General features: G+C 62.3%; 19 protein-coding genes. 17 read left to right on the top strand and 2 right to left on the bottom strand.

All coding sequences use genetic code 11. The features are described from left to right. Position 1 precedes the first annotated feature (1 nt). Together ACW9JE_RS09245 and ACW9JE_RS09240 are read right to left on the bottom strand one after the other, a co-directional pair. Entirely contained in the window at positions 2 to 670 is a 669-nt protein-coding gene (locus ACW9JE_RS09245; protein WP_224535041.1) for an ABC transporter ATP-binding protein, read from the bottom strand. Between the two features lie 153 nt (positions 671 to 823). Next, positions 824 to 2,521, bottom strand: coding sequence for a sulfatase-like hydrolase/transferase (locus ACW9JE_RS09240; RefSeq protein ID WP_457432569.1), 1,698 nt, complete (start codon positions 2,519 to 2,521; stop codon positions 824 to 826). Between the two features lie 387 nt (positions 2,522 to 2,908). On the opposite strand from ACW9JE_RS09240, the gene ACW9JE_RS09235 reads away from it, so the two are divergent. The 17 genes from ACW9JE_RS09235 to ACW9JE_RS09155 all read left to right on the top strand — a co-directional run bounded on the left by ACW9JE_RS09235 (position 2,909) and on the right by ACW9JE_RS09155 (position 21,794). After that, positions 2,909 to 4,261, top strand: a complete 1,353-nt coding sequence (locus ACW9JE_RS09235; RefSeq protein ID WP_224535045.1) for a UDP-glucose dehydrogenase family protein — start codon at positions 2,909 to 2,911, stop codon at positions 4,259 to 4,261. After that, complete coding sequence (locus ACW9JE_RS09230; protein WP_457432568.1) at positions 4,258 to 5,313, top strand: NAD-dependent epimerase; 1,056 nt, start codon at positions 4,258 to 4,260, stop codon at positions 5,311 to 5,313. The genes ACW9JE_RS09235 and ACW9JE_RS09230 overlap by 4 nt, the downstream gene beginning before the upstream one ends. After that, entirely contained in the window at positions 5,310 to 6,056 is a 747-nt protein-coding gene (locus tag ACW9JE_RS09225; RefSeq protein ID WP_224535048.1) for a sugar transferase, read from the top strand. The genes ACW9JE_RS09230 and ACW9JE_RS09225 overlap by 4 nt, the downstream gene beginning before the upstream one ends. Next, the gene (locus ACW9JE_RS09220; RefSeq protein ID WP_224535050.1) at positions 6,056 to 6,703 is read left to right on the top strand and encodes a CpsD/CapB family tyrosine-protein kinase; all 648 of its coding nucleotides are present in this window, start codon (positions 6,056 to 6,058) and stop codon (positions 6,701 to 6,703) included. The genes ACW9JE_RS09225 and ACW9JE_RS09220 overlap by 1 nt, the downstream gene beginning before the upstream one ends. A 25-nt stretch (positions 6,704 to 6,728) precedes the next feature. Further along, positions 6,729 to 7,754: a polysaccharide biosynthesis/export family protein gene (locus ACW9JE_RS09215; RefSeq protein WP_224535051.1), complete on the top strand. Its 1,026-nt coding sequence runs from the start codon at positions 6,729 to 6,731 to the stop codon at positions 7,752 to 7,754. A gap of 17 nt (positions 7,755 to 7,771) precedes the next feature. Beyond that, positions 7,772 to 9,364 carry a GumC family protein gene (locus ACW9JE_RS09210; protein WP_224535053.1) on the top strand — a complete coding sequence of 531 codons (1,593 nt, stop codon included), beginning with the start codon at positions 7,772 to 7,774 and terminating at the stop codon, positions 9,362 to 9,364. Then, entirely contained in the window at positions 9,361 to 10,449 is a 1,089-nt protein-coding gene (locus ACW9JE_RS09205) for a glycosyltransferase family 4 protein (RefSeq protein WP_457432567.1), read from the top strand. The genes ACW9JE_RS09210 and ACW9JE_RS09205 overlap by 4 nt, the downstream gene beginning before the upstream one ends. Then, on the top strand, positions 10,446 to 11,813 hold the full coding sequence (locus ACW9JE_RS09200) for an O-antigen ligase family protein (protein ID WP_224535057.1): 1,368 nt from the start codon (positions 10,446 to 10,448) through the stop codon (positions 11,811 to 11,813). The genes ACW9JE_RS09205 and ACW9JE_RS09200 overlap by 4 nt, the downstream gene beginning before the upstream one ends. Further along, positions 11,810 to 12,778: a glycosyltransferase gene (locus ACW9JE_RS09195; RefSeq protein WP_224535059.1), complete on the top strand. Its 969-nt coding sequence runs from the start codon at positions 11,810 to 11,812 to the stop codon at positions 12,776 to 12,778. Before ACW9JE_RS09200 ends, ACW9JE_RS09195 begins: the two co-directional genes overlap by 4 nt. Further along, a complete protein-coding gene (locus ACW9JE_RS09190; protein WP_224535061.1) occupies positions 12,771 to 13,907 on the top strand; it encodes a glycosyltransferase family 2 protein in 1,137 nt (378 codons plus the stop codon). The genes ACW9JE_RS09195 and ACW9JE_RS09190 overlap by 8 nt, the downstream gene beginning before the upstream one ends. An 11-nt stretch (positions 13,908 to 13,918) precedes the next feature. Next, positions 13,919 to 14,920 carry a polysaccharide deacetylase family protein gene (locus tag ACW9JE_RS09185; protein WP_457432566.1) on the top strand — a complete coding sequence of 334 codons (1,002 nt, stop codon included), beginning with the start codon at positions 13,919 to 13,921 and terminating at the stop codon, positions 14,918 to 14,920. Next, a complete protein-coding gene (locus tag ACW9JE_RS09180; RefSeq protein WP_457432565.1) occupies positions 14,917 to 16,221 on the top strand; it encodes a lipopolysaccharide biosynthesis protein in 1,305 nt (434 codons plus the stop codon). The genes ACW9JE_RS09185 and ACW9JE_RS09180 overlap by 4 nt, the downstream gene beginning before the upstream one ends. Next, on the top strand, positions 16,218 to 18,137 hold the full coding sequence (locus tag ACW9JE_RS09175) for a hypothetical protein (RefSeq protein ID WP_457432564.1): 1,920 nt from the start codon (positions 16,218 to 16,220) through the stop codon (positions 18,135 to 18,137). The genes ACW9JE_RS09180 and ACW9JE_RS09175 overlap by 4 nt, the downstream gene beginning before the upstream one ends. Positions 18,138 to 18,223: 86 nt before the next feature. Further along, positions 18,224 to 18,913 (top strand): N-acetyltransferase, encoded by a 690-nt coding sequence (locus ACW9JE_RS09170; protein ID WP_457432577.1) that lies wholly within the window; start codon positions 18,224 to 18,226, stop codon positions 18,911 to 18,913. Positions 18,914 to 18,917: 4 nt separating this feature from the next. Continuing rightward, positions 18,918 to 20,132 (top strand): GNAT family N-acetyltransferase, encoded by a 1,215-nt coding sequence (locus tag ACW9JE_RS09165; protein ID WP_457432563.1) that lies wholly within the window; start codon positions 18,918 to 18,920, stop codon positions 20,130 to 20,132. Further along, positions 20,104 to 20,898: a ChbG/HpnK family deacetylase gene (locus tag ACW9JE_RS09160; RefSeq protein ID WP_457432562.1), complete on the top strand. Its 795-nt coding sequence runs from the start codon at positions 20,104 to 20,106 to the stop codon at positions 20,896 to 20,898. Before ACW9JE_RS09165 ends, ACW9JE_RS09160 begins: the two co-directional genes overlap by 29 nt. A 203-nt stretch (positions 20,899 to 21,101) precedes the next feature. Next, positions 21,102 to 21,794 carry a GNAT family N-acetyltransferase gene (locus ACW9JE_RS09155; protein ID WP_224535076.1) on the top strand — a complete coding sequence of 231 codons (693 nt, stop codon included), beginning with the start codon at positions 21,102 to 21,104 and terminating at the stop codon, positions 21,792 to 21,794. Positions 21,795 to 21,925: the final 131 nt, after the last annotated feature.

The raw sequence follows: 21,925 nt of genomic DNA, 5'->3' as shown, positions 1-21,925 counted from the left end.
CTCAGCGCCCGTCCACACCGGCCAGACGACCGCCATGCAACACCACTTTTTCCGCCAGCCGCGCGGCGACGCTGGGGCTGTGGGTGACCATCAATAAGGTGGTGGGGCTGTCGTCGAGCAGTTCCAGCAGCAGCTTGAGCACTTCGGCACTGGTGGCTTCATCGAGGCTGCCGGTGGGTTCGTCGGCCAGCAGCAGTTTCGGTTGCGAGGCCAGGGCTCGGCCCAGGGCGACCCGTTGTTGCTGGCCGCCGGAGAGTTGTTCCGGATAGCGCTTGAGCACATCGGCCAAACCCAGGCGCTGCACCAGATGCGCCTGCCAGCGCGGATCATGGCGCCCTGCCAGACGCGCCTGAAACGCGAGATTGTCCTCCACCCGCAAACTGCCGATCAGGTTGAACTGCTGGAAAACCAGACCGATTTCCGTGCGCCGCCAGTTCGCCAGTTGCCCTTCGCTCATCTGCTCCAGCCGATGTTCGCCGCTGCGGATGCTGCCGCGATCGACCTTGTCCAGCCCGGCAATCAGGTGCAGCAAGGTGCTCTTGCCACTGCCCGACTCGCCCATCAACGCCAGGCTGCTGCCGGGTTTGAGACGCAAGTCGACACCTTGCAGCACCGGCAAAGGGCCCTGCGGAGTGGCGTAGCTTTTGAAGACGCCCTGCACTTCAAGCATGGGGAAGGCTCGCTGACGGGAGTGAGCCTAGGATAGCGGAGGGCGATGACGCCGCCTAATACCGACCTTTGCGAGCAGGACTTTGCACTCACCACAATCGATCATTTATGGGAGTGAGCCTGCTCGCGATTGAACGTTGGATTCAGCGAAAAATCACTGCCCCACCGCCACACTCGTCGGCGCCTTCTCCGGCACCACAATGTTCTGCAAATCGATGTGCTTCCATTCCGGACTCGCGCCCAACCGCGCATTGAATCGGTAGTTGAAGGTGAACTCATCCGCCGTCGGCTCGCTCAGTGGCTTGCCGTACTGCGCCTGCACCGCAGCCAGGTCGTAGCCCATCAACTGCAGCAAGGTCGGGAAGATGTTGTAGTGGCTGGAGCGGTCCTTGTTGTCGGCCAAGTGTGCCTGCCAGTCCAGGGTTTTCAGGCCGCTGCCCTGAATCACCACCAGCGGCACCAGTCCCTCTTCGGCTACCGGCGCGCCGCCGCAATGGGTGTTCAGCCCCGGATTGCCGCGCTCATGCAGATCCTGTCCGTGGTCGGAGGTGTAGATCAGCAAAGCATTGTTCAGATTCGCCTGGGCGAACACCCGGGAAAAGAATTCGCCGACATTCCACAGCAGCGTGTTCTTGTAGGCGTTGCGGTACAGCACCCAGTCGTCGGGCTGGCCATTGAAGCCGTCGCGCTCCCCCGAGTCCGCGACTTCGACGAACTGCCCCCTGGGCAAGGTCGGACGATAAGCCATGAATCCGTCAGGGTATTTATCGTGCACCGGGAAGTGTGCACCCACCTTATTGACGATCACCAGCTGCGGCTGATCGTCGTTGAGCAATTCGATCATTTTCGCCGCTACCGCCATGTCGCGTTCGCGCACGCTGGTCTGGTCGAACTGGACGAATTGGTCGATGTCCTTTTTCTCGGTTTCGCTCATCAGGTTCTGCAAGTGGCCGCCGGTGCGTTGCGCATCGATGTAGACCGTATGCATCCCGGCTTTTTTCGCGTACTGCCAGATCGAAGGCAGGGTGCTGTTGATGCGCACATAGTCGGCGCGGGTACCGCCGTAGCGCAGGGTCACGTTGGTGTCGACGCTGCAGTTGGCGATCGAGGCGGCGTAGCCGAAGTTGAAAATATCCACGCCAGGACGCGGCTCCTTGAGGTTGCTGTGCACGCCGTAGGGAGTGTTGATATCCAGGTAGTTGCCCGAAACACTCTCGTCGATCACCAGCACGATGTCATGGCTGACCGGTTGCCCGGTGCGCGCCAGCGTGACCGGTTCGCGCGGGCCAACGGTATTGTGCAGGGCCTCATAGGCGAACAGGTTCAGGTAGGCCAGTGGCGTGTACATGAACGGCAATCCGCGCGCGCCCTCTCCCGCACGCACGAACAACACCGCGCTGAGCAAAAGGGTGGCCATCAACGGTGCCGCCACCAGCCATGCCCCCGGCACCGGTGCACGTCGGCGTGGCTTGAGAGCGATGCCCACGAGTAACGGCAGGCTGGTGAGTACACCGCTGATGATCGCATCGCGGTACTGATACAGCGCCTCTTCGATGAACCCGCCCGAATAAACCAGCGAGACGAAACTGCTGTAGGTCAGGTAGTCGGCCGTCACCCGTGAATACACGTCGAAAAACACTGCCGAGGCAAAGATCACCAGCGCCAGGCAATGGCGGATCAGTGTCTGGCGTACATAGGCCGCCATCAACAGTGCCACGGTCAAAACGACAAACATGCCGCCAAACAGCATCAACGGGAAACCAACGCCCAGCGCACTGATACGACTAAAGTAATAGTCATAATGAGTGGCAAAACTGACAGCTATTAAAATCTCTTTGAGATACCTGATCATTCGCTCGACCACCCAATGACGGGGACGACAGAAACTTGCCGGCCATTTTTTGAAACTAGCACTGTGCCAGCCGAGAGCAAAGAATCCGATGAAAGGAACGTAAGCGTCAAAAAACCGTTTGATTCATTTCTGACACACTAAAGTTGTTACAAACCTTTAAATTCAACACTTTCGACCGTCCATCGTTTTATTGAAATTTTTTTTTGACGCAGCTTTTCGAGGCAAACCCAGCAGGGACAAGCGTTTGATGGCAATTGGCCCCAAAGCTGGGGGATGTATTACCCGTTTTACATGTCATGTGGCTGTAATGCTTTTCCACAGCTGCGCTATACCCCTTTTGTCTTCCCCATTTTTGATCTCTTTCAACCGACTTACGAGGCGGCCGATATGGACGTGAGCGTATTTGGTACGGGCTACGTTGGCCTGATACAGGCAGCGGCGCTGGCCGATGTGGGACATCGCGTCCTGTGTGTCGACATCGATCCAAACAAGATCCGGCAACTGCAATCGGCCGTACCACCGATCAGTGAACCGGGGCTGTCCAGCACGCTGGAAGAAAACATCAAGGCCGGGCGATTGCTGTTCTCCACTCAGGCCAGTGACGCCGTCGAACACGGCGATCTGATTTTCATCGCAGTCGGCACTCCGGCCGATGAGGACGGATCCGCCGACCTCAGCCACGTGCTGGAAGTGACCCGGCAGATCGCAAGCTTCATGGAGGCCGACCGCACCCTGATCATCAAGTCCACGGTTCCGGTCGGCACGGCGGATCAGGTGGCGACCACCGCCCGCCAGGAACTGCACCGCCGCGAAAAGGATTCGCTGCAGGTGCGCGTGGTGTCGAACCCGGAGTTTCTCAAGGAAGGCAGCGCCCTGGCCGACTGCATGCGCCCGGACCGGATCATCATCGGCACCAGCGACGACACCGCGTGCGAGCAGATGAGCGAGCTGTACGCGCCCTTCTGCCGCAACCGCGAAAAGCTTATGTTCATGGACAACCGCAGCGCCGAACTGACCAAGTACGCCGCCAATGCGATGCTCGCCACGCGCATCAGCTTCATGAACGAACTGGCCAACCTCACCGAACTGCTCGGTGCCGACATCGAAGCGGTGCGCAAAGGCATCGGCTCGGACCCGCGCATCGGTTACCACTTCATCTACCCCGGTTGCGGCTTCGGCGGTTCGTGCTTTCCCAAGGACCTGCGCGCCCTGCTGCACACCGCTGAACACAACGGCATGCCGTTGCGCCTGCTGCGCAGCGTCACCGACGTCAACGACAGTCAGCGCCACATCCTGTTCAGCAAACTCAAGGCGCAATTTCCAGAGGGGCTGGCCGGCAAATCCATCGCGATCTGGGGGCTGGCGTTCAAACCCAATACCGATGACATGCGCGAAGCGCCCAGCCGTTACCTGATGGATGCGTTGTGGGCCGAAGGCGCCAGCGTGCAAGCGTATGACCCTGAAGCCATGGCCGAATGCCGGCGCCTCTACGGTTATCGCAATGACCTGCACCTGTGCGCCACCCGCGACGACACCCTGGAAGACGCCGACGCGCTGGTGATCTGCACTGAATGGAAAAATTTCCGCGTGGTCGATTTCGACCATCTGGCGACCAAGCTGCGCTCGCGGGTGATCATCGACGGACGCAATCTCTACAACCCGGAACATGTTGCGGCAGCGGGCCTGAACTACAGCGGCATCGGCCTGCGCCACATCCTGCCTCAGGTGCTGCGCCCATGAAAATCCTGGTGACCGGCGCCGCCGGGTTCATCGGTGCCCACTGCGCATTGCGTCTGCTGCGCGACGGGCACGAGGTGATCGGGCTGGACAATTTCAACGACTACTACGATCCGCAACTCAAGCACGACCGCGTGCGCTGGGTGTGCGGACAGGTCGGTCCTTTCCAGCTCTCACCGATTGACCTGGCCGATGCTCAAGCCATCGAAACCCTGTTTGCCCGCGAACGGCCCGAGGTGGTGATCAACCTCGCGGCGCAGGCCGGGGTGCGTTATTCCCTGGACAATCCCCGGGCCTATCTGGACAGCAATCTCAACGGCTTCCTGAACGTGCTCGAAAGCTGCCGCCGGCATCCGGTCAGGCACCTGATCTATGCCTCGTCCAGCTCGGTGTACGGCGCCAACCAGCGTACGCCGTACTCGGTCAGTGACGGTGTCGATCATCCGCTGTCGTTATACGCGGCGACCAAGAAAGCCAACGAACTGATGGCGCACAGCTACAGCCAGCTGTTCGGCATTCCCTGCACTGGCCTGCGGTTTTTCACGGTGTACGGCCCGTGGGGACGGCCCGACATGTCGCCGATCCAGTTCGCCCGGGCGATCACCGAAGGCACACCGGTGAAGCTGTTCAACCACGGCGCACACCGCCGCGATTTCACCTACATCGACGACATCATCGAAAGCATTGCGCGCCTGATCGATCAGGCGCCGCAAGCCAACCCCGAATGGAACCGGGAACAACCGGACCCGGCCAGCAGCATGGCGCCCTGGCGGATCTTCAACATCGGCGGTCAGCAGCCGGTGGAGCTCAAGACTTACCTCTCGCTGCTGGAAAAACACCTGGGGCAAACCGCCCTGGTCGAGTTGCTGGCGCTACAGCCGGGAGATGTGCTCGACACCTGCGCAGATGCCGGCGACCTGGCGCGCGCCACCGGTTTCCAGCCACGGATCGGGCTGGATGAGGGACTGGGACGTTTCGTTGCCTGGTTCCGCGACTACTACCCATTGCCCAACGCCCAAGGCGCTCGTGGCGCAAGCGTGTGGAGGACACCATGACTGGACTCGAAAAAGGCATACCGCTGCAACAACTGCGCAGAGACAAGCGCCTGGATCCGGAGCAACGAATGCGCCTTGACGCGGCGATCCACATGCAGGGCCGAGGCTGGGTGACCGGCCGCGACGGCGCGCGGCCATGGACTTTGTCGCGGACCAATCGTGTGCTCTCCTGCCTGGGTGCGCTGGTGATCCTGCTGCTGGCTTCCCCCTTGCTGATCGGCCTGGCGTTGGCGATCAAACGCACCAGTGCGGGACCGGTGCTGTTCGTACAGAAACGCACCGGTTACCGCGGCCGCGTGTTCGGCATGTTCAAGTTCCGCACCATGGTGACCAACGCCGAGGAGCTCAAGGAATCTCTGCGCTACCTCAACAAGCACGGCGCCGACGCCATCGATTTCAAGATCGACAACGACCCGCGCATTACCGGTATCGGCGGCTTCCTGCGCCGCACCAGCCTCGACGAGCTGCCGAACCTGATCAATGTGGTCACCGGCGACATGCGCCTGGTCGGCCCCAGGCCCACCTCGTTCAATGCCTGTCGCTACAAGGACAACCATCTGGCGCGTCTGAGCATCTACCCCGGCATGACCGGTCTGTGGCAGATATCCGGGCGCAGCAATATCGACTTCGACCAGCGCGTTGAGTTGGACCTCAGCTACATCGCCGAGCAGAGCCTGCTGCTTGATCTGAAGATCCTGTTGAAAACCCCCTTCAAAGTATTCAGCGGCCACGGAGCAAGCTAATGGACGGTTCAACTGCAAAGAGTCTCGACATCGCCAACCCAAGCGAATCCAACCTGACATCCACGGTGCTCGACCAGGATCTGCGCATCCTGCTGCTGACCGCCGCCAACCCCGGCGCGGGCACGACCACCAGTGCCATGGCCATGGCCGGTCAACTGGCCCAGATGAGCAGCGGCAAGGTGCTGCTGGTGGACGCCAGCCAGTCAGCCGGCAACCTTTCGCAGCAGTTGGGGCTGACCAAGGAGCGCGGTCTGCACGATCTGCTGTTCAACACCCAGAACCCGCCCTTGCTGCAGGACTGTGTGGTGGACGTGTCCAGTCTGCCCTTCCACGTATTGCCGGCAGGCCGCTTTCCACGCAGTAACGAGCATCTGACACCGGAACGACTGAGCCATCTGCTCGACGACCTGGGCAGCCGCTATCGCTTCGTGGTGATAGACGGCGATGCGGTCTATTCGGCTGCCGACACCCTGGTCATCAGCACCCAGGTTGACGGCGTGATCATGGTCGTGCGTTGCGAAGACACCCGCTGGGAAGTTGCCCAGGCCGCGGCACAGCGTCTGACCCAGGCCGGCGCGACGCTGGTCGGCAGCGTGTTCAACCGGCGCAAGTACTACATGCCCAAGTGGCTGTACAAAAACCTGTAAGCAACCGCCAGAAAGGATGACGCTTATGAACGCCAAGATGCTTGTCCTGCTGTTGCTGCCGCTTGCGGGCTGCACCAGCACTTCAGATACCCGCAGCATGCCGGTGCAGATTCTGACCGCCGCGCCGGCCAACGCCCAGGCCACCGACATGCCCAAGGTCGAACAGACGCTGCGCCCGCAGGACGTGCTGGACGTGATCTTCCACATCAGCACCAGCGGCTCGGATGCCTACCGCATTCAGTCCGGTGACCAGGTCGGCCTTAACTTCACCGCCGCCAGCCAGCTCAACGGCAATCAGCTGGTACTGCCCGACGGCAGCATCGAACTGCCGGGAGCCAACACGTCGGTGAAAATCGCCGGGCTGACAAGCGACGAAGCTCGCCAGGAAATCCAGCGGGCCTATAACCGCAAGGCGCTATTCCAGCCCAACCGCAACCAGCTGACCGTGCAGATCATCAGCCCGCTGACCAACGAGCAGAATCTGAAAAGCGCGCTGAACCACCCCGCCACCGGCATGAGCCGCGAGATCACCGTCGGCACCGACGGCTACGCCAGCTTCCCGGAAATCGGTTCGGTGCCGCTGCAGGGCATGACGGTCAATCAGCTCGAAGCGTTCCTCAATAAGAAGTACGCGCAACTGCCGGGACGCATGACCGTCGATGTGCTGCTCAAGTCCACCGCCGGCAACGAGATCTACGTGCTCGGCGAAGTCGGTCAGCCGGGCTCCTACCCGATCCGCCGCCCGGTCTCGGTGCTCGAGGCACTGACCCTGGCCCGCGGCTCCAACGTCAAGGCGCGCCTGGATTCGGTGGTGATCATGCGTCGCAACGGCAACCAGGTCGAAGCCCGTCACTACGACGTGGAAAAAGCCCTGGCGGGCGATGCCTCGCAGATCGCCTACCTGCAACCGGAAGACATGCTCTACGTGCCGAAAACCAAGCTGGCCAGCGCCGGCGAACTGGCCCGGCAACTGGCCGACGTGGTGCTGTTCCAGGGCGTCGGGTTCAGCTTCGGCTACCGCGTCGACAACAAAGACAGCGACAACAACTGACTCTCAGGTGATCTGACATGAATCCAAAGGAAAACTACCTGCACGAGTTCTTCAGGATCTTCTTCGCCAACAAGCAATTGGTGAAGCGTGTGTTCCTGGTCTTTGCAGTGATTGCCCTGGTGCTGCCGCTGTTGCTCAAGCAGAGCTTCGATATCACCGCGCAGGTGATCGTGCAGTCGAAAAAGCTTTCCCAGGGAGACGCCACCACGTCGCTCAATCAGGAGAACGCCACCTTCATTCCCCCTTCTCTGGCGGACATGGAAACCGAGAGCAATATCCTGCGCTCGCCCGCCCTGATCCGGCAGACCATCAGCGAACTGCGCGATGCCGGTGAGTACAGTCCGCCACCGGGCATGTTCGACAAACTGGTGGCGCAACCTCTGAAAAATCATGTGGTCACGCCGTTGCGCGAGCACATGATCAATCCGCTGAAGTCGGCGTTGGGCATGGAAACCGATCCGGTGCGCGACACCGCTCTGGACGGTTTGACCCAACAAGCGATCGATAGCCTGAAGATCGAAACCCTGCCCGGCTCCAACGTGATCTCGATCATCTACAGCTTCCCGGATCCGGCACAGGGCACGAAGTTCGTCGCGGCGCTGCTGCAAAACTATCTGGTCAGTCGCCAGGCGCTGCAATCGATCGATCTGCCGCAAAGCTTCTATGAATCCAAGAAGACCCAGTACCAGGTGCGCCTCAACGGCCTGGAAGGCAACCGCCAGTCCTTGCTCGAAGCGGTGGGCGCGTCTGATCCCAAGGAAGAAATCACCTTTCGCCTGAACGCAATCAACACCGAGGAACAGGCGCTCAACCTGTACCGCGATCGCCTGCTGCAAAGCCAGCGCTGGCTCGACTACCTGAAAACCAGCCTGGCCGCCGCCAAGGATTCCAAACTCAACGACTACACCTTCCCCTACACCTTCACCACCACCGTGGACAACGTCGCCTTCGAAGATCGCGAGATCAAACAGATGGGCGAGGCGCTGACCAGCCAGGTCAGCCGCTACATGAACGACCTGGCAATTTTCCAGCCCGGCAGTGAACCGATGCTGTTGACCCGCGAGCAGATCGCCCGCACCCGCCAGCAATTCCTCAAGGTGGTCAGCAATCGCATTCAGGAGCGCACCAACGACCTGGCAATCGTCAGCTCGGTGATCGAGCAGAAGACCGCGCGCATCGCCGAGTACAAGAACCGTATTCACCTGTTGCAGGAAACCCAGAGCAAGTTGCGCCAGGTGGACACTGAAATCGACGCCCTGCACGCGGCATTCTCCACCTACGCCCAGCGTTTCGCCGAAAGCAGCACCGCCCGTTCGCTGGACAACGACCTGTCCAACGCCCGGGTCCTGAGCCCGCCGTTCGAGCCGACCGAAGCGGCGTTTCCCAAGCCGATGCTGATCATTCCGTTCGGATTGTTCACCGGTCTGCTGCTGGCGATTGCCCTGGTGTACGTGCGTGAGTTCTTCGACCACCGCTTCAAGCACCCTGCGCAAATCAGCCATGAGCTGGGCCTGCCGGTGCTGCTGGTGATCAACGAACAGAACGTCGAGCCCACCAGTGCGAACAAGAGCTGGAGCGTGCCGGGGCTGGTCCATTGGGTGCGCAATTGAACGCGCCCTTCACCCCACCGCTGCCGATCATTCATTTGCTCAGCAGCGGCGGCTTCTACGGCGCCGAGCGGATGTTGCTCGACCATTGCCTTGCGACCCCCGGCCAACACCAGGTGCTGTTTCTCGATGCACCCTACGAGTTGCTCGCGCGGTTTCGCGAGGCCGGCGTGGACTGTCGCGGCTGCACGGGACTGGGAGCCTTGCTGGCGCACTTGCGCCAGCGCCGGGCGGAGCGGCCATTGATCAACACGCACAACTTCAAGGGCCTGCTGTTCGGCTGGATCGGCGCAACCCTGTTGCGCCTGCCGCTGGTGATCACCCAGCACGGATTCACGCCACGCAGTCGCAAGCAGAAGTTCTACACCTGGCTGAGCCTGCAACTGTGCCGCACCGCCTCGGTCAGCCGTGTGGTGTGCGTGGCCGAGAGCATCGCCACGCTGTGTCGCCAGGCCAGCGTGGATGCCGAGAAGCTGCAAGTGATCCCCAACGGCCTGCCGGCCGCTCTCGATGCGCCGTCGCCGGCCATCGACCGCAAGCGCCGGCTGGTCGGTTACGTCGGGCGCCTGAGCAGCGAGAAAGGCCCGGATCTGTTTCTCGATGCGCTGGTCCCGTTGTGCTGGCGCCACTCGCAGCTGGACGCGGTGATGCTGGGCGATGGGCCCGAGCGTGACCGTCTGCTGGGGCAAATCGAGGAGGCCGGTCTGGCGTCACGCATCAGCCTGCCCGGTTACCAGAACGACATGCGCCTCTGGTGGCGGCAACTCGACGCGCTGGTGATCAGTTCGCGCACCGAAGGCACACCGATGATTCTGCTGGAGGCCATGCAGGCCGGGGTGCCGGTGGTGGCGTTCGGCGTCGGCGGGATTCCCGATGTGCTGCAGGACGGGCACAACGGTTTGCTGGCGACGCCTGCCGACGTCCCCGCGCTCGCCCGACAGATCGACGCCCTGCTGAGTGACCCGGCGCTGGGCCGCGAGCTGAGCTACAACGCCAGACGCACGCAAATGGATCGCTATGACCTCAAGGCCCTGGCTGAACGCTGGTCGCAGCTGTACATCCGCACTGCACGGGAGACACGCGCATGATTTTCCCGCTCTCGATCGTCAGTCTGGTGGGGCTGGTGTGCCTTGCACTGCTGATCACCCCTTATCCATTCCTGGCGCCGGGAGCGGTGTTGGGCCTGATCGGTGTCGCGACCCTCTACCGCAAGCCGTCCTGGGGCCTGCTGGGCATCGCGGCACTGATTCCCCTGGAAGGCTTTTTCAAGGACAGCGCGTTGTCCGGCACCAAACTGATCGGTGCCTCGCTGGCGCTGATTTTGATGATGCAACTGGTGTTGCGGCAGATTCCGGCCGAGCGCCTGCGCAGCAACCTGTGGCGTTATCTGATCGCCTTCATGGCCTTGTATCTGTTGAGCCTGCTCAACACCGACGACATGGGCATGTCCCTGGGTCATCTGCGTGAGTTGAGCGTGGGCTTGATCCTGTTTGTGATCACGCTGCTGATCGGGCGTGAGATGAACATGGACCTGTTCGCCAGACTGGTGACCCTCAGCGTCACCCTCACCTGCGCGCTGGCGATGTTTTCCGCCCGCTACCAGGATCAGGGTCGCGCCGCCGGCCTGCTGGAAGACCCCAACGCTTTTGCCATGCTGATCGCCTTCGCCGTGCCGCTGGCCCTGCTGCTGGTGATCCGTGGCCCGAACCCGCTGCATCGGCTGTTCTGGCTCGGCTGCTTCATCTTGCTGCTGGGGGGCATGACCAAGACCGAATCCCGTTCCGGACTGGTGGTGTTGTTCCTCAGCCTGATGATCGGCCTGTGGCACTATCGCGCGCACCTGTCACGCATCCGTCCACGTCATCTGGGCTTCGCCATGCTGGGCCTGACCATCGTGATTCCGCTGGCGATCTACGCGATGCCGGCCGGTTACGTGGCGCGCATCCAGTCCTTGAGCATTCTGAGTTCGGGGGCCAAGGCCCAGGACGAATCCCTCGGCCGGCGCGCGTCCTACATTGTGGTCGGCAGCCAGATGATCAGTGAAAACCCATTGTTGGGCACAGGTCCCGGCACCTTCCCGCTGCACTACGCCACCACCGGTTATGCCAAGGCATTTTCCGCCAATCGCAAGATCGGTGACCTGTATCGCCGTGCCCACAACACCTACCTGGAAATCTTCAGTGAACTGGGGGTTCCCGCCGGTTTGCTGTTCGTCGGCATGCTGGCTTTGGGGCTGTACAACCTGATGCGCGCCCGACGGACCTGGATGCAGCGCCATGACTGGCGACAGGCCGACCTGATGACTCACCTGGGCATGAGTTTCCTCTCGTTGACGTTGTTCCTGATGTTCCTCAGCGCGCCCAATCAGAAATACCTCTGGATCATGCTCGCCATGACCTGGGTGCTGCGCCTGAAGGCCGAAGAAAATCCAGTGACGGAGAAGCATTCATGAGCTGCGTCAGTATCGTGATTCCGATGTACAACGAAGCCGGGCATATCGCCCGCACCTTGATGGCTGCGCAACGCGCCGCCAACTTTGCGGGCCTGGAATGCCAGCTGATCGTGGCCGACAACGGCTCCAGCGACGAAGGACCACAGATTGCCCGGCAGTTCGGGGCGCAGGTGCTGGTGTTGCCGGGCCTGCTCATCGGTGCCTTGCGCAATCGCGGCGCGGCCGTCGCCCACGGCGAATGGCTGGCCTTCATCGACGCCGATATCGAGCTGCCGGAAAACTGGCTGACGCTGTTGCTGCGCATGGAGTCGGAAGGCCGGGGCGATGTCATGGGCCTGGATCTGCACACACCGGCCCAAGCGCCCTGGTACGCCGGCGCGTGGCAACGCCGCACCCTGCGCCCCGGCGCGCAACGTGCCCAGGAGGTGCAGTGGTTGCCCAGTGCCAATCTGTTGATGCGTCGCTGCTGGTTCGACCGGGCCGAAGGCTTCAACGAAAACCTGCGTACCGGCGAAGACAAGGAACTCACTCTGCGCATGGCCGCCAGCGGAGCCTGTCTGCTCGCGGTCAATCAAAGCGTCGCGCTGCACTGGGGTTACGAAGCCAGCTGGCGCGAATGGATGGGCAAGGAACTCTGGCGTCAGGGCAGTCTTTTGCAGTTGCTCCAGGCCCAGGGTCCGAGCCTGCGCCTGCTGCGCTTTCCGCTGCTGTCCATCGCGGCGTGGATCATCGATTTCATGGCCATTTCCGCCCTGCTCGGCGGCTATCCACACCATGCCGCGATCATGCTGATGCTCACTGTCCTGCCTGCCCTGGCGCTAAGCCTGCGCCAGAGTTTCAGGCACCGCGACCCGCTGCTGACCCTGCAACTGTGGGGGCTGCACTGGGTGCGCCTGCACCTGGCAGGCGCCGGTTTGATTCTCAGTCTGTGTCAATGGAATGCCAGGAGGCCTGCCCGTGGCTGAATTCATTTTCTGGTCGTGCCTGTTATTACCGGTCTACGCCTGGCTCGGTTATCCGCTGCTGCTGACAATGCTGGCGCCGTTTTTCCCGTCGCGGCGTCATGCGCCGGCGCCGCCGATGGACGTGAGCATCGTGATTGCCGCACACAACGAGGCGCGGCACATCGAAGAGAAATTGCGCACCGTGCTGGCCCAGGATTATCAAGCGCGCTCGCTGCAAATCATCCTGGCCAGCGACGGTTCCACCGACGACACCGTGGCCTGCGCGCGCAAGGTGGTCGACCAACGGATCACCGTGCTCGACCTGCCACGCCAGGGCAAGGCCGCCACGCTCAATGCCGGCGCCGCCCTGAGCACTGGCGAGATTCTGGTGTTCACCGACGCCGACAATCAATGGGCCACCGACACCCTGGGCCATTTGCTCGCGCCCCTGGTCGATCCCCGGGTCGGCGCCTGCGCCGGGCACATGCTGATCCCGGTGACGGGCAAGGGGCTGAGCATCGGCGACAGCCTGTATCGGCACTACGAAGGCTGGGTGCGCAAGGTGGAAAATCGCACCGGCTGCATGGTCTCGGCCGACGGCGCGTTGCTTGCGCTGCGCCGGGAGCTGTTCCAGAACGTGCCGGCCGAGGTCAACGACGACTTTTTCATCAGCACCTGCGCGCCGGTTGCCGGCAAGCGGATCATCTACGTGCCCCAAGCGCGGGTCACCGACACCGGCGTGGATGAAGCCGACAAACAGTTTCGGCGTCGCCAGCGGGTCACCGTCGGTGGCTTGCAAAGCCTGGCGCAGCGCCGCGAATTGCTCAATCCGCTGCGCCACGGCCTGTACGCGATTGCGTTGATCAGCCACAAGTTGATACGGCGTCTGGCCCCGGTCCTCCTGCTGCCGTTGCTGCTGAGCAATCTCTGGCTGTGGGATGAGCATGGCTTTTACCGCCTGAGCCTGGTCGCGCAGTTGTTCGGTTACACGGTGGCCATCGCCGGCCTGCTGGATGCGCAGCACCGTCTGCCCAAACCCTTTCGCCTGGCCGCATTCCTGCTGGTGACGCTTGTCGGCATGAGCATCGGCCTGTGGCAGTTCCTGCGTGGCCAGCGCTATGCGCAATGGAATCCCGAACAGAATCGATGAGATCAGATGCCATGGCGATCAAACAACTTTTCAAGCGAACCAGCGGCTGGCTGTACCTCCATTCTCCAGTCGGACGCCAGCAACTGGACGGCGCCGGCGTGATCCTGATGTTGCACCGGGTGCTGGCCGACGACAACGCCGCCGAACTGCCCCATCGCAATGAACTGTGCGTGGGGCCCAAGGCTTTCGAGCATTTGCTGGTCTGGCTGAAAAAGCATTTCGATTGCGTGCCGCTGATGGACATTCTGCAACCGGGGAGCCTGCGCTCGCACCGGCCGAAAGTGACCCTGACCTTCGACGACGGTTGGCGCGACAACGCGGACAATGCCTTCGCGCTACTGCGCAAATACCAGGTGCCGGCGAGCATCTTTCTGTCGACGGACTTCATCGGCAGCCGCCAGCGCTTCTGGTGGGAAAGCATTGGCGAAACCCTGTGGAACAGCCATGGCGAACCGGCGCGTCAACGCTTGATCGACTGCCTGCGGCGCATGGATCAGCCTTTGCCCGAAGCGTGTGAACACAGCGACGAGCACCGCCGCAGCCTGGCGCTGCTGCACTTTCTGCAACAGCTCAAAAGCCTCTCGCCACTGGATCTCGATCGCTTGACCGATGCCTGCCCACAGCAATCCTTGCCCCAGGCCATGGACTGGCATCAGGTGCGCTCGCTGGAGGCTTCGGGGCTGGTGCGTTTCGGTCCCCACGGCGCCAGTCATGCGATCCTCACCGGTCTGGACGATCAACGTCTGGATGAAGAACTGACACGCAGCCGCCAGGCCCTGATGAACGGCTGCAACCGGCCGCTGCCCGTGTACTGCTATCCCAACGGCGACCACGATGCCCGGGTGCGGCAGGCAGTGGCGGCGCATCAGTTCGGGTTTGCCCTGGGCACCGGAACCGGGATCTACCGCGGCGACCAGGACCCGCTGGCCTTGCCACGCTTCGGCGTCAGTCAGCGCACCGCGCGAAATCCCGAGCTGTTGTCCTGGCGCATCTTTCGCGGGGCACGCCCATGAGCCGAAATCGCTACCTCAAGCATCTGGCCCTGAGCATGGGCACCAAGCTGGCAATGATTGCCCTGCGCTTGCTGCGCAATGTGTTGCTGGCCAGGATTCTCGGACCCAGCGAGCGCGGATTGTTCGCTTTGCTCAGCACCCTGCCGGACCTGATCAGCGCGGCCACCAGCGGCGGCTTGAATTCGGCGGTGGGCTATCACGCGGCCAAGCAACGTTCAATGGGTCTTCTGCTCAGTCAGGTGCTGGTGTTCGGCTGCCTGCTGGCCGGCTTGCTGACCTTGCTGGTGGTGGCGCTGACCCGCGAGTTCGGCAGCGAACTGGACATCACCGTGCAACTCGGTCTGCTCGCCTGGCTGTTGTTGCTGGCGGTGCCGCTGACCGTGCTCAAGAGTGGTCTGCTGACCTTGCACAATGCGTCGGGGGGCGTGGTGGCGTTCAACGCCTTGCGGCTGATCGAATCGCTGGCGCCGCTGCTGCTGTTCCTGGCGCTGTTCTGGATGTGGAAAAGCGCCGCGCTGGAAGCGGCACTGGTCAGTTGGCTGGCCGGCATCAGCCTGGTGGTGCTGGTCGGCTGGCTGTGGCTCAAGCGCGACCAGCCGCTCACCCTGCAATGGGATCGCGCCAGCCAGAACGAACTGCTGCGCTACAGCGCCCGCAGCCATCCGGACCTGTTGTTCCAGCAAGTGATTCTGCGCTCCGATTACCTGTTCATCGGCGCTCTGCTCGGCAGTACCGCACTGGGTCACTACGCGATGGCCAGCGCCGCCGCCGAGCTGCTGCTGATCGTTCCGGAAGCGGTGACCACACCGTTGATGAAACGGCTGTTGCAACAGGAAGAAGGGATCGAGAAGGTCACGCCGCTGGCCCTGCGGCTGACGGCCACGGTCATGCTCGGCGCCTGCCTGACCATGGCGGTGATCGGCGAGTGGCTGATCGTCACCCTGTTCGGCGCGGCCTATCAGCCGGCCTATCCGGCGCTGCTCGCGTTACTGCCCGGGCTGTTGGGATTGTGCTACGCGAGCATTCTGCGCCTGGACCTGCTGGGCAAGGACCGACCCGGTTCGATTTCGTTGATGATGGGTTGCGGCGCGCTGCTTAACCTGGCGCTGAACCTGTTGTTGATTCCCGCGTACGGCATCGTCGGTGCCGCGGCCGCCTCGTCCATCGCCTATCTGGCGGTCACGCTGGCGATGCTGGTGTTGTATTGCCGCCTCAGCCGGGTGCCGGTCTGGCAAACCCTGATCATCCTGCCCAGCGATCTGACGCCGATGCTGCACATCCTGCAACGGAAGTCGGCATGAAGTACTTCGCACTGGCGGTGAGCATGGGCCTGTCGCTGGATGCCTGGGCGGGGTCGATGCGTTGGGCCGACATCCGCGACGGCAGTCTGTACCTGCAAGCCGATTCTCCGGATAACGTGACCGTGCGCTGGGCGCCGGCCTGGCAAGCCGATGCGAACGAAGAGCATCTGTACCTGCTTGACGGCCAGGGCCGGCTGGCGGGCGAGCGCCGGATCGCCGCCAGTGAAACCCGCGGCACGCAAAGCTGGCCGCTGGCACCGGGTGCCGCCAGTTATCGCCTGGAGATTCCCGGCTACAGTTTCCGCCGCTACAAGATCGAACATGACGAGCTCACGGTGGCGTTGTTCGCCCCGGCCAAAGTGCACTTCAGCAGCGAGACCCGCGACGGCGACGAGTTGTTTTTCAAGGTCGCGGCGGGTGAACACGCCGTTCTGGCCGGCAAGTTCCACGGCGGTGTCGGCGCCTTGCAGGCGCGGCGCGTCGAAGACGGCAAACAGCTGTCGCTGGCGCTCAAGCCGTACCGTGCCTACTGGCAGTTCGATCAGGTTGCCTTGCCGGTTTCCAATACCGATCAGGTTTGGCGCCTGCGCCTGCAAGGCAGCGGCAAGGCGGCGTTCTGGCTCGACGGCACGGCCAATCTGTTCGCGCAGAATGCGCAGCAGCTCAAACCGTTGCGCGAAGACCAGGGCCAGGTTCGCCTGACGGTGCACGACAAGGTGGTGGGGACCACGCCGAATCTGGGCATCGCCCTGCCCTACGTGATGCCGCCGCCCGCCAGCCATGCCGCGCTCGATGCGCTGAAACCGCGGGCGGGGTCTTACTACAGCTTCGTCGACATCACCGCCCGGCAGCCCGACTACGAAAACGGTTTTCGCCAGCTGTATCAACAACGCTTCGGCATCACTCAGGACATCACTCTGCTGGCCGGCAGCAAACGCCAGGCCGACCTGCGCGCCGACACCACCAGCAATGCCGGCCTCGACGCCTGGCTCGCCGCGACCCGCGCCCTGGGTGGCAAAGGCACCCATTACATCGGTTTCGCCGACGAGCCCAACCTCAACTATCCGGACTACCAGAGCTACCAGCGTATTTTCACCAGCATGGCCCGCCAGGTCCGCGCCAATCCCGACAACGCCAAGGCCGGTGTGCGGATCGCCATGCCTGCCAGTTCGCGACTGGTCAACGGCCCGCTCGCCGACAACGCCGCCGACAAGCGCGGGATTGACTGGGCCCGACGCCTGCTGGCCGAGTCGGGCGACAGCATCGATGCACTGGCGTGGCACGAATGGATGATTCGCGATTTGCTGGCGACCCGGGTCTACCGCGACAGTGTGAAGCGCGCCGCCGAGCTGGTGGGGCTGGACGCCAACGGTCGACCACGCAAGGCGCTGCTGCTGGACCAGACCAACATGTCCAGCGGATCGAGTCTGAGCCCCTACGATCAGGAGACCCATTACGCCTCGCTCTGGTGGGCCTCGGTGGCGATCAATTCGGCCCAGGACGGTTTGCTGCAGATGCTCAACTGGTTCCAGGCCGCCGACGAGCCCGAGTACCCCAAGGGCATGCTGCGGGTACTGGGCGACGATCGATTCGAACTCAAACCGGTAGGCCTGGCCCAGCAATTCATCCAGCAACATTGGCTGCACGATGTGCTGTACCTGGAGAACGATGCGTTCGAGGTCGATGTGCTGGCCATGGCCGACGATTCCAAGCGCAGTCTGCTGGGGGTCAACAAGGCATCACGCCTGCAGCGAGTCGACATCGCCGGCGTACATTGCCCGCTGGCCAATGGATCGCTTCGATACTTCGGCGCCGACAACCGTAGCCGCGACGCACCCTCGACCTGCAAAGACGGTCGCGTGCGCTTCGAGTTGCCGGGACAAACCCTTTTCGCCCTGACATGGAACGCCACGTGATTGTCGCTCTGCAGCCTGGTCGTGCCGGCATTCCGGCGCGCACCGGATCATGCCACTTTCGGGTCGACCCGACTGGAGTCAACATCATGGGTGCAATGCACAAACTCAGCCAACACGTTAAACACAATGGCCTGCGTCCGACTTTGAAAAAGGTCTGGAAACACTACATTTTTTCCCATCAGGAACTACTGTGGATGGAGCGCGATCTGGTGACCCCGGTGCCGGCGCACAAGCTCAGATCCTATCCGCCCTTGCAGGTCGTCAGCATCACGCCGGGCAACGCCAAAGCATTCGCCCGCCACTTCGGTGACCGCGTTCAGACCATGGCCGAGCTTGCCCGCGAAGGCCATACCGGGCAGATGCATCTGGACGAGAACGGGGATGCGGTGGCGTTCATCTGGGGCGCCGGTCGCGACTACCACGACCGGCATTACTACGGCTGCTGGTTCCCGGTGAAAGACGGCGAGTTTTTCGAATTCGGCGGTGAGTTGAGCCGCGGTTACTGGGGCACGTCGCTGTCCATGGATCTGCAGACAGAACTGTGGAAGGCCATGCTCGAGCAAGGTTTCAACAAGGTTGTGGATGTTTGCGAGTGGCATAACGTGCCGGCCTTGAAACTGCACATCCGCACCGGATACGAGGAACAGGGGCGGATCACCAACGTGTATCAACTGTTCGGCCGCTGGCGTTTTTATCGCGAAACCCGCTACACCGGCTCACGCCTGGACACCCTGCGCAAGCCGGAACGCTCATCTGCGCAAGCTAAGGTGGTATGACCCTATGACAGTGCGATTGCAATGGCGTACTTCTTTGTGCGCCGCGGATTTCCCCGCAGAGGCTTATGAGGCTCTGCGGCTGCGGGTGAAGGATCACACGCCGTTCAACGCGCTGGAATGGATGTGTGCGTCGGAACAGGCCCTGCCGGCAGATCAGCGCTTGCATGTGCTGCTCGGCTGGCAGGGTGACGAGTTGATGTTGTGTCTGCCGCTGGTGACGTGCGTGGAGCGCTTCGGCGGATTGCCCTTTCGGGTGCTGCATCATCTGGGGTACCCGCTGGCCGATCGTCTGGCGTTGCTGACTCGCCTGGATGCCGCGCACATGCGCCAGGTGCTGGGCGAGATCCGCCGTCGACTGCCCCATGCGCTGTTGCAACTCAACGAGCTGTGCGCACCGCTCGAGGAAGTCGGCGGGCTGGGTCAGTGGCTCGGTCGCAGTTCCACCGGCGAACGGCGCTTGAGTTGTCGGGCGCCTGTCCACCTGATCAGCGAAGCCGATCACCAGGAAGTGTCCGGCGATCCACGCTACAAGCTGCGCCGCGCCCGCAAGCGCATTGCCGCCTGTGGCGCGCAGGTACGCCGCATCACTCCCGACGCCCTGACCATGCGGCCGCTGCTGGCGATGCTCGCCGAAGTCGAGGCCTTGAGCTGGAAAGGCGACGAAGGCGTGGGCATTTTTGCCGACCCACGTCGTCGCCAGTGGATGGACGATGCCTTCACCGCGCTGGCCGCCCGGGGACTGGTGCGAGTGGTGACGCTGGAACTGGAAGGGCGTTGCATCAGCTACCGTCTTGGCTTGCTGGAACAGGGTCGGCTGTATGACTACAACCTGGCCTTCCTGCCGCAGCACGCCGATCTGGGCAGTGGCCGGGTGCTGCTCGAGGAGTGGATTCGCTGGGGCCTGGAGGACAACTGGCAATGGGTCGATGCATCGCGAGTGAGCCTGGAAAATTCCAGTCATCAACTGCATGAGCGCATGACCGGGTACATGGAACACTGGCGCTGGAGCTTTTATTCATGGCGCCCGAGCGGCCTGGCCCTGGGGCTTGCCCTGCGGTTCTGGCAGCTTTGCAAACCGTTGTTGCAACAATGGCGGGCCCGTCGCGCCGCAGCGGTCAATGCTCCTGCTCCTGTCGCGCCGATCACGGCCAAGGCGACAGCAGCCGTCGACACACTCATGGAGGGCGAACATGCCACGGCAAGTCATAGTCAACGCTGACGATTTCGGCCTGAGTGCCTGTGAAAACGCGGTGATCCTGGGAGCCTTCCAGGCCGGGCTCATCAGTTCGGCTACCGCGATGGCCAACATGCCGGCCTTCGAGGCCGCCTGCGCACTGGCGCGGCATCCGTTGCTCGAAGGGCGCATCGGCCTGCATTTCAATCTGACTTACGGGCGGCCGTTGAGCCGACGCATCCTCAGTCGTCCGGCCTTCTGCAACAGCGCCGGGGAGTTCGATCTGAACGTGCCACGAACCCGGCTGTGGCTCGGTCACCAGGATCGTCTGGCGGTCGAGCAGGAACTTCAGGCGCAATGGCAACGATGTCTGGACAACGGACTGCGCCCCAGCCATCTGGATTCGCATCAGCACGTGCACAACATCTGGCCCATCGGCGAGATCGTTGCGCGTTTCGCAGCTCGTCAGAGCGTTCCGGTAAGGCTGGCGCGCAATCTTGGGCAAAACCTCAGCCTGCCCAAGCGCCTGTTCAAGGAGCTCCTCAATCATCGGCTGAGCAGTCTGGCCGGGGCGACTGCCGACTATGTCTGTACCCCGGTGGATCTGCGCAACGCCGCACCGCCCAGCGACGGTCTGCTGGAAATCGTCGCGCATCCCAATCAGCTTGGCGCCGATTTCGGCGACGCCTATCTCGAGCCCGGGGAGTCGTTGAGCGCGCTGCTGGAGCAGCGATTGCCGGGTGTTCCCAGGGTCGCTTATGACGCGGTCCGTCGGGGTGTGGAACAACGCGCGGATACCGTCATGGAATAGCCTTTCCACGGGGTTTTCCATCAGAAAAAAGCGCGCTTCGAGGCGATCGAAGCGCGGCTTTTTGACGCCGGAAAAGTGTGTCAAGCATGTTACACACATTGATACAAAACTAAGACAAGTGCCCGCTTTCTGCGGCGTCCAGCGTGATCTATACCCAACATACCTTCACCCACGCGCGGCCAATTCAGGCCAAGGAGGGCTCCATGAGCCTGATCGACAAACTCGGCGAACGAATCAAACAAAAAGGCCTGAGCCGCACGTTCGGCACCTTGTGGAAACGCTATGTTTTTTTCCACTGGGAGTTGTTGTGGATGGAGCGCGATCTGGTGACCCCGGTGCCGCCGCACAAGCTGCGGCCCTACTCTGGCGTGCGGCAGGTGACCATCACCCCGCAGAACGCTACAGCCTTCGCCAAACACTTCGGCGACCGGGTACAGACCATGGCGGAGCTGGCGACCGAAGGTCACACCGGTCACATGTACCTGGATGAAGAGGGACATGCGATAGCGTTCATCTGGGGCAGCGCGCGCGACTATCACGACCGCCACTATTACGGTTGCTGGTTCCCGGTCAAGGCCGGTGAGTTCTTCGAGTTTGGTGGCGAGATGACCCGCGCCTATTTCGGCAGCAGTCTGTCGGTGGACGTGCAGGTCGCCCTGTGGGAGGCGATGGCCGCACAGGGCTGCAACAAGGTGGTGGACGTCTGCGAAACTCACAACATCCCGGCCTTGAAGTTGCACATCCGCATGGGTTACCACGAACAAGGCCGTGTCACTCACGTGTACGGCCTGTTCGGCCGCTGGCGCTTCTTCCGCGAAACCCGCTACAGCGGCTCACGCCTGGACCCGCTGCGCAAACCGGGACGGCCAGTGGTCACCGCAGCGGCACCTACCTGACTGGCACCGGGCTGTCTGCAGACATTCAGACAGCCCGCGTCGTTGGCCTTCATCCGCCCCCTGTAGGAGCGAGGGGTTTTCTGTGAGAGGTGGGGTTTTGTGTCCTTTGTTTTTGTTTTTCCTTCCTCTTT

The sequence above is a fragment of the Pseudomonas sp. SDO55104_S430 genome (genome assembly GCF_054070595.1).
Note: the sequence above shows the minus strand (reverse complement) of the source record. Positions and strands in the feature narration are given on the sequence as shown.